The following is a 13,341-nucleotide window of genomic DNA, read 5'->3' as shown; positions in this document are numbered from 1 at the left end:
CCGCGACGCCTGGCACGCCCTCTCGCCGCGCCGGGCGAGGCCCCAAGTACATCCAGTACGAGGGACTCCGCGCGGCGCGGCGGGGGTGCGTGCCAGACGCCGCGGGGCCCGCCCTTCGGGCGGACGACGGGACTTTGCGGACACGACCTAGCAGCCGGTCGTCGGCGCGCTGCCGCCCCCTGCCCGGAATGCGGGTGCGCCGCCGTGCCGGCGGGCGCCTGGTCGTCGCCGCCCGACTCTTGCGCGTACGGGGGTTCACCGGCTGGCCCGCGTGACGCCGCTCGCGAGCTGCCCCATGCGCCGCAGTCGCCGGACGACGATGACTGCGAGCAGCACCGCCACGTCGATGGTCAGCAACCGTCCAGACCTCCCCCACCGACCGGCCACCACTGCACCGGGACAGCGGAACGCCGCCCCGGCCTTCTTGTGTAGCGGCGCCCCAGTGACGTCGGAGACGGGTTGCCGGCGAATGGCACAAAGCCATCGGGCCTGGCCGAATACCGCGCGGTGGATCGGCCGTCGACGTGCCCCACGAGAGCGCCGGAACCGGGCGAGGACCCGCACCGGGGTCGCAGGATGTCACCGGTTCGGATAACCAGGTTGGTCTGCTGGTGCGTTCGGTCGCGGGTCGACGCCAGGTATGCAGGTGCCTGCTGCAGTGTTCGATTGTCGTGTGCTGTCGCGGGGAGGGCAGCGGGTGTTGCACCGCTCGTCCGGCCCACAGTCAGCCCCGGTTGCCGGCTGGCTTGGCTGTCGTGACCTGTGTCACGCGAGCTGGACCTCAAGCCTGGTTGAGATAGCAGGCTGTGTGTGACGGGGGCGCCGGGGAGGCGACCCTTGGGAAACACACCAGTTGCTGACCACTTGGTTCGCTGCAAAGTCCGCGCGGGCTGTCCCGCCCGTCAGGGCTGCGGTGCCGCGGACCGTTGAACTCAGGAGAAACTGTCATGGCCACGCTGCTTCACATCGACACCTCTCTCAACGGGGCGAGTTCGCACTCCCGGGCCGTGACGGCCGCCTTCCGTAACGTGTGGGAGGCCGCGCACCCGGAGGGCAGGGTGATCTACCGTGATCTCGATGCCGACCCGATTCCCCATCTGCGGGCTGCCGCCTACTATGCCGGCTACACCGCCCCCGCCGACCGGTCGCCTGAGGAGCGGGCTGCCTTCGCTCTGCGGGGCAAGCTGATCGAAGAGGCGGAGACGGCGGATGCGATCCTGCTCGGCGCCCCGATGTACAACTACTCGATTCCCTCCACCTTGAAGGCCTGGCTCGATCACGTCTTCGCCGTGGGCCGCACCGCGATGACCGAGAAGCCCTCGCTCGCGGGAAAGCCTGCCGTGGTGGTGACCAGCCGCGGCGGCTCGTACCGGGAGGGGACGCCGCAGCAAGGCAACGACTACGTGCAGAGCTATCTGCGGCAGGCCCTCGAGGTCGGTCTCGGTCTGGACGTCACCTTCATCGTCCCCGAGCTGACCATGGCACCGGCTGTCCCTGCGATGGCCGACCTCGTTCCACTCTTCGAGGTCTCCCGCACCGAGTCCCTCGCGGCCGCCGAAACCCGCGCCAAGGAACTGGTGACGCGTCTGGCCGCATAGCGGTGCCGCGCCCCGCGCGCTGCGAGGGTCACCTCCCGCGGGGGGCGCTGCAAGCACTGGCCGGGACGGCCTGAGCGGACCAGCGACCGCCAGCAGCTCCTTGTATCTTCTTTCAGTGAAGTGCCCGGGTGCCTCCTCGTGCTGCGGGATTCCTTCGTCCCCGGGCCTTCAGGCGGGGCAGAGCACCGGTAGCAGGGCCAGGCGCCGGGTGCGCGGGTGCTGTGGGAACGAGCCGAGCGATTAGCCCGGATGGACCAATTTCCCCGCCGCGCAGGGGCCTGGACGCATGACCGGTCCCCCAGCAGCCATATCTCTGGCATGGACGAACCGATCCCGGGCGGCTCGCTGCCGGCTCCGCGCCGCTCGAACGTGTCAGACATCGTGTTCACGGCCGATTTCGCCTCAGAGGCGCAGTGGGTGGCCGGCCGCTCGTGGGCGTATCCCGACGGCGGCCCGGTCAATCCGGGCGACAACAAGCTGGACTACCTGGTACCAGACGCCGAGTACTGCCGCTCAGGGATCTTCCGGGCCACTCGACGCCCGGACGGCAGGTGGAACGCGGGGCTGCTCACCACCGAGGGCAGCCAGGAAGGGTTCGTCGTCCGGTCGGGAGACATTCTCGAGGCCCGCGTGCGGCTGCCCCACGAGATCGGGGCCTGGCCGGCCATCTGGACCTGGCGGGACGGGGACCAGGAGATCGACGTCTTCGAATACCACCCCGACAATCCGGATCTTCTCGAATTGAGCAACCGCGTGCGAGGCACGAACCGTTACGTCCGGGACGACGCCGTCCGTCCGGGCGCCTGGGTGGACCTGCGCACCGAGTTCGGACGCCGCTCGGTGATCTGGTGGCTGAACGGCCAGGAAGTGTTCGCGGACGAACGGGGCGTCGGGCGCTCCTGGCACGCCTACCTCATCGTCAACCTCTCGGTCTGCGCGGGTCGCTATCACCCGCCACCGACACCCGAGACGAAGGAGATGTCGTTCGAGGTCAGTTCTCTGGTCGTACGGCGGCCGTCCGTGACCGGCCCCCTGCCCGGCAGGGCAGCCGCAGTCGGAGACACGCGATCGCCAGCCGCGCCGGGAGAGGGCAGCCGACCTCTTGAACGGGATCGCAAGCGGCCCGATGCGTGACGACATCTGCGGCAGCACATCGACGCGAAGGGCAAGCGCACGCGTGACGCCCGACAGGCACTGCGGTGGGTGAGGTGGAGATGGCGGCACGGCGCGGAGGCCCGGCCGACGTCCCACCGGCACCAGCCACCGGCAATGGTCGGTGCGGGCGTCACCCCTTGACGCCGGGAAGGTGCGCCTTCCGCGGGGAGGGATGAAGCCCCGCCGGGCTCGCCAGATCTTGCCGGCTTGCTCCCTTGTCGTGCGGTTGATCCGGTTGAAGAAGTTGGTCATCGCGATCTCCGGATGATCGCGCTCAGTTGCTCCTCGCTGAAGTGGTCGGCGGCGGCGTCCCACATCTCGTCGGTCACGCCCGGCGCGCCGTCCTGGAGCCGGTGCTCGTCCCGCCACGCCGCGGCAGTGGTCGACGATCCCTTCGTGGGACCGACACCGCCTGGTGCTGCGGCTGCCGACGGCACATCAGGCGTGAGGGGGGCGGCCGGGGTGCGACGCGGCGTCACTTGTCCAGGAAGAGCAGGTCCTCCGTGCGCTCGATCATCTTCAGGGAGCCGCCTTCGGACACCGTGATCAGGTTGTGCAGTCCGGTGACGGTCTTGCCGTCGGGCAGGACGCGGTACTGGTCAGCGGCACCGGCCAGGTAGGCCTCGAACCCGTCGAGTGAGGAGCCGGTCCTGGAGTCCAGGTAGTCCGTGAGCCGGCGGAACAGTTTGGGCAGGACCACCTGGCCGGCCGCGGTGTCCGTGATCGAGTCGATGCCCTCGACCACTGCCCCGTCGTAGGTCCTGTCGACGCCCCATACCCCCTTCTTCGCCACGCGCGCCTCCACTGCCGCCGTCCTGAGGACGTCACGCAGGTAGCCGGGCAGCCCGGGGTAGAACATCGGGTACGCCAGCCCGTTCTCGACCAGGTGGTGGTTGACGGTCTTCTTCTTCAGGAACTCCTCGTTCGGTGTGAACTCGTAGCCGCTGTAGACGGGCGCGGTGCCTTTGCAGACCAGGGCGATGCAGCGGCCGTAGGCGTCGGCGCCGCTGGTGAGGATGAAGCCGGACACCTTGTCGGGGACGGTCTTGACGGTGTGGTTCTCGTGGCGCTCGACGCTGGTGAACCCGAGCCAGGTCAGGAGCTCGTCACCGGCCTTGTCGGCGAACTTCCGCGGCTGGCGACGCTCGGGGCCGTAGGTGCCGTCGTAGTGGCTCTCCAACGCGTCGACGCCTTCCAGGCGCACGTTCACGCGACCGTCGGCCTTGGGGACGATCCTGGCGCGGCCGCCGACGAGCTTCCAGTCCGCCACGTCGTCGGGAATGAAGGGAAGCGTGTCTCCGTCGGGCTCGGAACCGCCGTTCACCCGGAACGAGCCTTTGATCAGCAACATGGCCATGGCGACTCCCACGGATCGAGACCAGGCGGATACTGTGCGCTACATCGACTACTGAGCGTACACGCGGCCCGGGGAGAACGGGGGCGTCGACGACACGCGCGCCCCAGCGATCCTGCGCACCTGCCGCTCCTCGCCGCGCCTCGGAGAAGCGGCCGACATGGGCCTGCCGGAGGCGATGCGACGTCTGCAGCTCGTGCCCGGATCGGGCCATGGACCGCCGCCGAGGTACTGCAACGCCCCAATGGGGCCTGTAGTGGTGCGCGGCTGCGAGTACCTCGTCGTGCTGAAGACCGAGCCCGCCGCCGCGCCGACAGGCGCGGTGGACCTCATGGAAGCGTTGCGCGCCAGCGTGGAGTGCGCTCGTACCCGACACCGGCGAGGAGGCGACCACCTCTGCCCGGGCCGCCCGCGGGGAGAGGGAGATGCTGCGAAGAAGCGTGTCAGCCCTCGAACGGCGGCACCCGGTCGGGCGGGAGGTCGTCGTGCAGGCAGAGGTAACGGGCCGGATGGCGGTAGCGGCCCGCGTCGATCGAAGAGCCGGTGATGAACTCGACGACCACGACCTGGCGCCGGTCGGCCGTGGTGCAGCGGTACGGTCCGGACGCGACCAGACGCAGACTGTCGCTGGTGGCATAGCGGTCCAGCTGCAGGACAGGAGTTCGGCATCCCGAGCCGGTCCCGGGGATCACGGAGTGGGAGCGGCACTCATCTGGTGGTTCGCCCGGTGGCGCAGGGGGTGCCGTAGGTGGGGCAGCAGTCGACTGCCTCGCCGGTGGCAGCGAGCAACTGCTCGGCGGCGGCCAGCAGATCCAGCAGTTCCGGGCGTGCCAGGGAGTGCATCGATGCGCGCCCGACGGGGCGGGACACGACCAGTCCGCACTCGCGCAGGCAGGACAGGTGGGCCGAGACGGTGGACTGTGCGAGCCCCAGGCAGGTGACGAGGTCGGTGACGCGCGCATCACCCTGGGCCAGGCGCCGCACGATGGCCAGGCGGGCCGGATCCCCGAGCGACCGGAAGAGAGCGACCACCGCTGTGGGCGCGGCGCCAGGGTTTGCCGTCAGGGTGGGCTCCGTCTGTTTCGTCACGTCAGTCTCCGTATCGTCAGTCTCCGTATCAATGCGGTCGACACCGTTCACTCGATTGCCGCATGGAGGCACTATTCATCGTCCACGGCCGATGATAGCGTGCGGTGGCGTTGCAAGAGGTACGGTGTAGTGATCTTTGCAGTTACCGATCGGTTTCATCCAAGTGTTCCGATTTCATCGTTAGCATCCGCTGGTGGAGCGGTCGTCAGGGGGACGACTTCGCTTCCGTGGGGGGTGCAGAGATGCAGGTGCTCGTGGTGGAAGACGACACACGGATCGCCGAGGCGCTGACAGAGGCACTGCAGCGGTTCGGGCACGACGTGGAATGGGTCGGCAGCGGTGCCGAGGCGCTCAAGGCAGCGCCGTCCACCGAATTCGTCCTGCTGGACCTGGGGCTGCCCGACCTGGACGGGCAGGAGGTGTGCCGACGTGTGCGGGAGGCGTCGGCCGTGCCGATCATCGCGGTGACGGCCCGGTCCGAGGAGCTCGAACGGATCCTGGTGCTTCAGGCAGGCGCCGACGACTACCTGGTCAAGCCGTACAGCATGCGTGAGTTGCTGGCGCGCATCGGGGCGGTCGCCCGGCGGGTGCACGCGCCCGCCGCCGCGCAGGCGCCCGGTGGTTCCGGGAGTGAAGGCGAACTCTGCGCGTTCGGATCGCTGTTGGTGGACATGCGGACGCGGCAGGTGCAGATGGGCGGCGCGCTGGTGCACCTGACGCGCCGTGAGTTCGATCTGCTGGCCGCTCTTCTCGCGGACGCCGGCGCGGTGCGCGGCAGGGAGGAGCTGATCAGCGAGGTGTGGGATCCGAACTGGCACGGCTCCACCCGCACGCTCGACGTCCACATCGGCTCGCTGAGGTCCAAGCTCGGCGGTCGCGAGTGGATCCAGTCGGTGCGGGGCGTGGGCTTCCGTCTGGTCCTGCCCGACCAGCAGTGACCCGGACGGCTTGTGTGACAGACGATGAAGGGGGAAACCCGGCGTGCGGCGTCAACTGGTGGCCGCGCTGGTCACCTTACCGGTCGCGGTAGTCGCCGTCCTGGGGCTGCCACTGGCCCTGCAGCGCAGCGACGAGGCGCTGCGGGAACTCGCGCACGCGCGGGTGACCGAGGCCCGGCAGCTGTCGTCCGCGGCGGTGAACGCGCTTGTGTACGGTGAACGGGCGCAGCTGCGGCAGAGGATCGCCGACTACCAGGACCGTACGGGTGGTCGCGCACACGTCTTCGACGCCGGGGGGCGGTCGGTGGACGGGGCGCTGTGTCTGCTCTCACCCGACGAACTCGCGCACCAGAGCGTGGTGCGGGCGGCGTTGCAGGGCCAGTTCACCGACTCCTCCGACCGGCGGGTCTCCGAGGCCGCCGAGGAGCTGATCGTGGCGGTGCCGGTCATCCACCGGCGTCTGCTGGTCGGCGTCGTGGTGGTGTGTTCCGCCCTGGACGATCTGCAGCTCAAGCGGTGGACGATCTGGACCGTGGTCGCGGTGATCGGGGCGTTGGCCATGGCGGCGAGCGGCTTTCTGGCGGAGCCGCTGGCCCGGTGGATCCTGCGGCCCGTGCGCTATCTGGAGGCGGCGGCCCGTCGGTTCGCCGCCGGGGACCACGATGCGCGTGTGCCGGTCCATCTCGGTCCGCCGGTCCTGCGGGTGCTCGCGGAGACCTTCAACCACCTGGCCGAGCAGGTGCAGCAGCAGGTCACGGTGCAGAAGTCGTTCGTCTCCGACGCCTCGCACCAGCTCAGGTCCCCGCTGGTGGCGCTGCGGCTGCGCCTGGAGAACCTGGAACCCTATCTCGAGCCGGACGGAAGCCGCGGACTGGAGCAGGCACTCGGCGAGGTGGACCGGATGACGGGCATCCTCAACGCACTGCTGCTGCTGGCCCGGGCGGAGTCCGGTGCCCAGGCCGTCGAGAGCGTGGACGTGCTGGCCGTCGCCGAGGAACGGGTGGCGTCCTGGCGGCTGGTGGCCGAGCCCAGGGGCATCGCCCTGACCATCGACGGCCAGGGCGACCTCGTGGCGTCGGCCGTCGCCGGCACGGTCGACCAGGTCCTGGACGTGTTCCTGGACAACGCCCTGCGGATGGCTCCGCCCGGCTCCACGGTCCACGTGCGACTGGTCGAGGACGCGACGATGGTGGCGGTGCAGTGCCTCGATGCCGGACCAGGCATGAGCCCTGACGAGCGGGCCCGGGCCTGCGACCGCTTCTGGCGCGGCAACAGGGCCACCGGAGAGGGATCCGGCCTGGGGCTCGCCATCGCCGCCAGTCTCGCCCGGGCCAACAACGGTCACATCCTGCTCCAGGAAGGTCCCGGCGGCGGACTGCACGCCGAGCTGCGCCTGCCGGCACGAGTGCCCGAGCGAGCCGGGCACCACCCCTCCCCCCTCCTGCAGAAACGCCGGAGGTGATCTCGGATCCAGTCCTGCATGTCTCTTGCATCTGCACTGCCGAACCGCTGCAGCAGGCGTTCCTACGCTGACGCCCGGCACTGCCATGCACAGTGCGCCTACCCGGGGCCCCTGTTGTCCGGCCCCCGCTGATCCCCCATCGTGCGCGCCCCACCGGGCCGCTTGCTCTGTCTCACCTCCAAGGAGGAGGCGTGGGTTCCCAGCCCTCTGTCCGCAGCGAGAAGCCGCCGACAACCGCACCGCCGGTTCCCCCGAAGGGATTGGCCGCTCTGGGCCGCTGGCTGGCACGGCGCCGGCTGCTGGTCCTGCTCGTCACCGCGGCGGCACTGGTCGTTGCCGTGCCGTTCGGCTCCGATGTGGAAAGCCGCCTGTCGGAGGGCGGCATCACCGTTCCGGCTTCGGAATCGGCCCGCGCCGACGAACTGCTCAACACCCGCTTCGAGAGCGGCTCCCCGCACCTGGTCTTCATCGCCGCCTCCGAAACCGGCGTCGACAGCCCTGAGGTCCGCAAGGAGGCGGTCGCACTGACCGAACGCCTGGCCGGCGAACGGGGCGTCGTGCAGGCGGCGTCCTACTGGACCCTCGACGAGGCGCCCGCACTCCGTTCGAAGGACGGCCGCACCGGGCTGGTCATGGTGCGGCTGGCCGGCGACGAGGACGAGATCCGCAAGACCGCGGCCAGGATCGTGCCGGACGTGGTGGGCGAACGAGGCCCCCTGAAGGTGACCGCGACCGGCGTCACGGCCGTCCGTATGGAGATCGAGAAGCGCAGCGAGGAAGACCTCAACAAGGCCGAGCTGCTGACCGGCCCGCTGGTGCTGATCATCCTGCTGCTCGTGTTCGGCAGTGTCGTGGCCGCGAGCACCCCCCTCGCGGTCGGCATCCTCGCCGTGATCGGCTCGTTCGTCGTCCTGCGGCTGCTCGACATGGTCGTCCAGGTGTCGGTGTTCTCCGTCAACATCACCACTGCTCTGGGCCTGGGCCTGGCCATCGACTACAGCCTCTTCATCGTCACCCGCTACCGCGAGGAACTCGCGCACGGCCGCACCGTCCACGCGGCGATCGGTGAATCGGTACGCACCGCCGGACGGACCGTGCTGTTCTCCGCCCTGACGGTCGCCCTCTCCCTGTCGGCCATGCTCGTCTTCCCCATGTACCACCTGCGGTCCTTCGCCTACTCGGGCATCGCCGTCGTGGTCCTCGCCGCGCTCGGCTCCGTCGTCGTGCTGCCCGCGCTGCTGGCCGTCCTCGGCCACCGCATCGACTCCCTCGACGTCCGGCGGCTCTTCCGCCGCAACGCCAGGACAACCGCGGCCCGTACCGACACCGCGGGGTTCTGGCACAGACTGGCCATGGCCGTGATGCGCCGGCCGTTGCCGTTCGCGCTGACGATCGCCGCCGTCCTCGTGGCGCTCGGGCTGCCCTTCATGCGGGCCGAGTTCGGCGACAGCGACGACCGGGTGCTGCCCGCGAGCTCGCCCGCTTACCAGGGCGCCCAGGTGCTGCGTGAGGAGTTCGACAACCGGGAGGGTTCCCCGCTGAACCTGGTCCTGCCCGACATCGACCCGGTCTCGTCGTCCGGCGAAGTGGCCGACTACGCCCAGCAGCTGTCCACCGTGCCCGGCATCACCCGGGTCGACGCCCTGACCGGCTCCTACAGTGAAGGCACCCGGATCGCTCCGCCCGGCCCGGCCTCGGAGCGGTTCGAGGCCGGCAAGGGCACCTGGCTGTCGGTGGTGTCCGACACCGAGCCCTATTCCGAGCGAGGCATGGAGCTGGTGGAGACGCTGCGCGCGCAGCCCGCACCGGACACCATGCTCGTCGGAGGACAGGCCGCACTGCTGGTGGACTCCAAGGCCACCCTGGCGGACAAGCTGCCCTGGGCACTCGGCATCATCGCGCTGTCCACCATGGTGCTGCTGTTCCTGTTCACCGGCAGCCTCCTCATCCCGCTCAAGGCGATCGTGCTGAACCTGCTCAGCCTCACCGCGACGTTCGGCGCGATGGTGTACGTGTTCCAGGACGGACACCTGCGCTGGCTGGTCGGTGACTTCACCGTCACCGGCATGCTCGACATCGACACACCGGTCCTGATGTTCTGTGTCGCTTTCGGCTTGTCCATGGACTACGAGGTGTTCCTCCTGTCGAGGATCAAGGAGGAGTACCGCCGGACCGGCGACAACGTCTCCGCCGTCGCCTGGGGCCTCGAACGCACCGGCAGGCTGGTCACGGCGGCCGCCGCCCTGGTCGCCACCGTCCTGCTCGCCTTCGCCACCTCCTCGCTGACGCCGCTCAAACTCCTGGGCATCGGGTTGGCGCTCGCCGTGATCGTGGACGCCACCCTGGTGCGCGGCATCCTCGTCCCGGCGTTCATGCGGCTGGCCGGCCGCGCGAACTGGTGGGCGCCGCGACCGCTGGCCCGTCTGCATCAGAAGATCGGCCTCGACGACTGAGAATCGACGCAGCGGGGGTGGAGAGCCGGACGGCCTCCACCCCCGCCCTTGTTCTGCCGGGCGGCACTGATACCGATACGCCCTCCGGGGCGAAAGCGTCACCTGCCGTGCAGAACCACCCCAAAGAGATGATGTCGAACTCATGCGCGGAACTTTGATGTCCGCTGCGCGGGTCCTGCATCGGTGACTCATAACGTGTGCTGTGCCGCTGGGGGTTCGGCCGAAAACGATCGGCAGGACACGCGAGCGGCCGGATACGTGTTGAGCTACCAGGCAGGGGGGCCCGGTCCATGCGGTTTCTGCAGCGTGAACGTACCGTCGTCGAGGAAGTGCTGCCCGGCCTCGACCAGGGTCTGACCGCACTGTCGCCCGCCGAGCTGGAGGCCGCGGACAGCCCCGGCATCAAGCTGTTCCGCGACTCCGGTGGTCCCGGGCTCCTGGTGCCCGCCGAGCACGGCGGCCGCGGTGCGGACCTGCTGACCGCTCTGCGGGTGCAGCGGGCGATCGGTTCCCGCTCTCCCTCACTGGCCGTGGCGACCACCATGCATCACTTCTCCGTGGCCTCCCTTGTCGAGGCCGCCACCACCAGCAGCGGCATGGAATGGATGCTGCTCGCCGCCATCGCCAAGGACAATCTGCTCCTCGCTTCCGGCTTCGCCGAGGGACGCACCGGCCAGGGCATCCTCAATCCCGCTCTGGCCGCCCGTACCGACGGCGGCAAGGTGTTCCTGAGCGGGTCGAAGAAGCCGTGCAGCCTCGCCCGCTCCATGGACCTGCTCACCGTGTCCCTGCCCCTGCCCGGGCCGGACGGCCAGGATCAGCTGGCATTCGCCCTGATCCCCGCCGACGCCCCCGGGGTGGCCGTCAAGCCGTTCTGGGGCAGCCCGATCCTGGCCGGGGCCGAGAGCGACGAGGTGGTCCTGGACGACGTCGAGGTGCCGTCCGAGCTGCTGGTGCGTACGGACGTCACCGCCGACGGCCGGCTGGACCAGCTGCAGACCGTCGGCTTCGTGTGGTTCGAAGGTCTCATGACGGCCAGTTACCTCGGAGCCGCCTCCGCCCTGGTGGAACATGTCCTCGGCGGTCCCCGCGGGAACGTGGCCGTCGCCGCGGAAGCGGTGACCTGCGTCGAGTCGGTCGCCCTCGCCCTGGAGGGGCTCGCCTCGGAGGTGGCGACGGCCGACGTCACCCAGGACACGCTGTCGCGGTCCCTGATGTGCCGGTACGCCGCCCAGGACACGATCAACCGGGTTCTGTCGCTGAGCGTGGAGGCACTCGGCGGTATGTCGTTCATCGGATCGGGGGAGATCGCCTACCTCAACTCCGCGTGCCGCGCACTTGCCTTCCACCCCCCGTCCCGGGGCCGGATGGCCGCCCCGCTCACCGAGTACTTCGCCGGCGACGCCCCGCTGCGCATCCCCTGAGGGCGTCTTCCCTGGGGGCGTCGCGCCGATCATGCCGGTCTCCCGGAACGACGCGCGGCCCGCCGCATCGCGTCCTGGCTCCACCCGCTCACGGTTCCCGGCCGCCGGCTCTCGCCGCCGCCGTGACCGCCTCGGCCATGCCCTCGAACGGCTGCCGCCTGCCTTCGACTCCTGTACGCCCGCTGACCTGTCCGTGAGGTGCTCGATCGTGCCCAGCCATCCCACCGTTCTTCTCACCGGCGCGTCCGGTGTCGTGGGCAGTGCGCTGCTGCCCCAGCTGCCCGACTGCCACACCATCGCCCTGACTCACCGCACCGCGGTGGCCGGCGCCGACGAGCAGCTGGCCGGTGACCTGACCGCCCCCCGACTCGGCCTGGACGCCAGCACCTACCTGAGCCTGGCCGCACGCGTGGACGTGATCGTTCACTGCGCCGCCATCACCGGCTTCTCCAGCGGTCCCGAGGCCACCCACGCGCTCAACGAGGCCGGCACCCGGCAGATCGTGCGGCTCGCCGCCGACGCGGACGCCGTGCTGTACCACGTGTCCACGGCGTTCGTGGACCGCACCGACCTGACCCGGGCGCAGCTCGGCCAGGACCACGGGGACGCCACCGCGCGGCCGGAGGACTACCTGGACTCCAAGCGGGCCGGCGAGGACGTCGTGCGGTCGTCGGGCGTCCCGGCAGTGATCATCCGCCCGTCGGTGGTGATCGGGGACGCCGTCACCGGTGAGATCTCCGCGTTCCAGGGCATGCACGGCATCATCCACGGTCTGTTGCGCGGCTTGCTCCCGCTGGTGCCGGTGCCCGCCGAGTCGCCCATCGATTTCATACCGCAGGACGTGGTGGCCGCCACCATCGCCGGTCTGATCCGCCGGAAGCAGCGGCAAGGCGACGTCTGGGTCACCGCGGGCGCCAGTGCGCTGAGCACCCAGCGCGCCCTTCAGGTCATCGGGGCGACGGCGGACGAGCTCGGCATCGCCGCCGCGCGGCCGCGCATGGTCGGCCCCGAGATGGTCGACCGTCTCATCCGTCCGGTGTTCATCGCGAACCTGCACCCCAGGGCGCGACGCCGGTTCGACGACATGCTCGCCATGACGGCGCTGTTCGCCCACGGGCACGTCTTCCCCACCAGCCTGGGCCGGCTCCCCGGTGTCCCGGCGGCCCCGGACGGAAGCGAGCTCGAGGACGCGTTGCGGGCGTCGGTCGCCTACATGGCCCGCGCGAAAGGCATGGTGCGCCGAGTGGCGGAGCCGGTGCTCGCGGGCGGGCAGGTGCCGGCATGAGCGAGCTGACACTTCCCGCCACCTCCGGCGCGTCCGCTGGTGAGGTACTGGCCGTCTACCGCCGCCACCTGAGCAAGGGGCGGGCACGGCTGGCGTCCCTGACGGGCGCGGCCATGGAGGTCGCCTCCGAGGGCAGCCGGGTGTGGGACGCGGACGCCAAAGAGTACCTGGACTGCGGCGGCTACGGCGTCTTCCTCCTGGGCCACCGGCACCCCCGCGTGGTGGAGGCCGTGATCGAGCAGATCCACCGGCACCCCATGGCCACCCGGCTGCTCCTGGAGCCTGCCGCGGCGACGGCGGCGGCCGCGCTCGCCTCCGTCACACCCCCCGGGCTGGAGCGGGTCCATTTCGTCAACTCGGGTGCCGAGGCGACCGAGACCGCGATCAAACTGGCCCGTGCCCACGGCAAGCACCGGCTGATCTCCGCGACGGGCGGCTACCACGGCAAGACCACCGGCGCGCTCGCCGTCACGGCCAAGCGCCTCTACCAGGACCCGTTCCGTCCGCTCCTGCCGGCCGAGCACGTCCCGTACGGCGACGCCGCGGCCCTGGAGCGGACGCTCGCCGGCGGGGCGCCCGCCTG

11 protein-coding genes and 1 pseudogene are annotated in these 13,341 nt (G+C 70.3%); 8 read left to right on the top strand and 4 right to left on the bottom strand.

Annotated features, from left to right (window positions below; all coding sequences use genetic code 11):
• The first annotated feature begins 947 nt into the window (after window positions 1-947).
• Both CCN42_RS21040 and CCN42_RS21035 read left to right on the top strand, forming a co-directional pair.
• Window positions 948-1,598, top strand: coding sequence for an FMN-dependent NADH-azoreductase (locus CCN42_RS21040; RefSeq protein WP_086737808.1), 651 nt, complete (start codon window positions 948-950; stop codon window positions 1,596-1,598).
• Window positions 1,599-1,916: 318 nt separating this feature from the next.
• Window positions 1,917-2,732 carry a LamG domain-containing protein gene (locus CCN42_RS21035; protein WP_086737806.1) on the top strand — a complete coding sequence of 272 codons (816 nt, stop codon included), beginning with the start codon at window positions 1,917-1,919 and terminating at the stop codon, window positions 2,730-2,732.
• A 213-nt stretch (window positions 2,733-2,945) separates the two neighbouring features.
• Here the strand turns inward: CCN42_RS21035 and CCN42_RS45900 are convergent.
• The 4 genes and pseudogenes from CCN42_RS45900 to CCN42_RS21010 all read right to left on the bottom strand — a co-directional run.
• A pseudogene (locus tag CCN42_RS45900) lies at window positions 2,946-3,106 on the bottom strand (carboxymuconolactone decarboxylase family protein); the annotation flags it as partial.
• A 122-nt stretch (window positions 3,107-3,228) separates the two neighbouring features.
• The gene (locus tag CCN42_RS21025) at window positions 3,229-4,110 is read right to left on the bottom strand and encodes a thermonuclease family protein (RefSeq protein WP_086737804.1); all 882 of its coding nucleotides are present in this window, start codon (window positions 4,108-4,110) and stop codon (window positions 3,229-3,231) included.
• A gap of 440 nt (window positions 4,111-4,550) precedes the next feature.
• Entirely contained in the window at window positions 4,551-4,799 is a 249-nt protein-coding gene (locus tag CCN42_RS42625) for a hypothetical protein (protein WP_086737802.1), read from the bottom strand.
• A 16-nt stretch (window positions 4,800-4,815) separates the two neighbouring features.
• Window positions 4,816-5,196, bottom strand: coding sequence for an ArsR/SmtB family transcription factor (locus tag CCN42_RS21010; protein ID WP_245877393.1), 381 nt, complete (start codon window positions 5,194-5,196; stop codon window positions 4,816-4,818).
• Between the two features lie 242 nt (window positions 5,197-5,438).
• Between CCN42_RS21010 and CCN42_RS21005 the strand changes: the two genes are divergently transcribed.
• From CCN42_RS21005 to CCN42_RS20980, 6 genes are all read left to right on the top strand, one after another.
• Entirely contained in the window at window positions 5,439-6,134 is a 696-nt protein-coding gene (locus tag CCN42_RS21005) for a response regulator transcription factor (protein WP_086737800.1), read from the top strand.
• Between the two features lie 43 nt (window positions 6,135-6,177).
• Window positions 6,178-7,596: a sensor histidine kinase gene (locus tag CCN42_RS21000; protein ID WP_143661975.1), complete on the top strand. Its 1,419-nt coding sequence runs from the start codon at window positions 6,178-6,180 to the stop codon at window positions 7,594-7,596.
• A 191-nt stretch (window positions 7,597-7,787) separates the two neighbouring features.
• On the top strand, window positions 7,788-10,049 hold the full coding sequence (locus CCN42_RS20995) for an MMPL family transporter (protein WP_086737796.1): 2,262 nt from the start codon (window positions 7,788-7,790) through the stop codon (window positions 10,047-10,049).
• A gap of 290 nt (window positions 10,050-10,339) precedes the next feature.
• A complete protein-coding gene (locus CCN42_RS20990) occupies window positions 10,340-11,473 on the top strand; it encodes an acyl-CoA dehydrogenase family protein (protein WP_086737795.1) in 1,134 nt (377 codons plus the stop codon).
• Between the two features lie 208 nt (window positions 11,474-11,681).
• Window positions 11,682-12,758, top strand: coding sequence for an SDR family oxidoreductase (locus CCN42_RS20985; RefSeq protein ID WP_086737793.1), 1,077 nt, complete (start codon window positions 11,682-11,684; stop codon window positions 12,756-12,758).
• Window positions 12,755-13,341, top strand: a 587-nt coding sequence (locus CCN42_RS20980; RefSeq protein WP_143661974.1) for an aminotransferase class III-fold pyridoxal phosphate-dependent enzyme, incomplete at its 3' end; no start/stop codon positions are given. The genes CCN42_RS20985 and CCN42_RS20980, both read left to right, overlap by 4 nt.

Origin of the sequence: Streptomyces glaucescens, assembly GCF_002154375.1 — a bacterium.
GTDB lineage: Bacteria > Actinomycetota > Actinomycetes > Streptomycetales > Streptomycetaceae > Streptomyces > Streptomyces glaucescens.
The sequence above is the reverse complement of the archived record's forward strand: the minus strand, read 5'-3'. Positions and strand labels throughout refer to the sequence as shown.

What these genes read in the sequence shown, in the direction of transcription:
- CCN42_RS21040 (WP_086737808.1), top strand. Translation starts at nt 948, where the DNA reads ATGGCCACGCTGCTTCACATCGACACCTCTCTCAACGGGGCGAGTTCG.
- CCN42_RS21035 (WP_086737806.1), top strand. Translation starts at nt 1,917, where the DNA reads ATGGACGAACCGATCCCGGGCGGCTCGCTGCCGGCTCCGCGCCGCTCG.
- CCN42_RS21025 (WP_086737804.1), bottom strand. Translation starts at nt 4,110, where the DNA reads ATGGCCATGTTGCTGATCAAAGGCTCGTTCCGGGTGAACGGCGGTTCC.
- CCN42_RS21005 (WP_086737800.1), top strand. Translation starts at nt 5,439, where the DNA reads ATGCAGGTGCTCGTGGTGGAAGACGACACACGGATCGCCGAGGCGCTG.
- CCN42_RS20990 (WP_086737795.1), top strand. Translation starts at nt 10,340, where the DNA reads ATGCGGTTTCTGCAGCGTGAACGTACCGTCGTCGAGGAAGTGCTGCCC.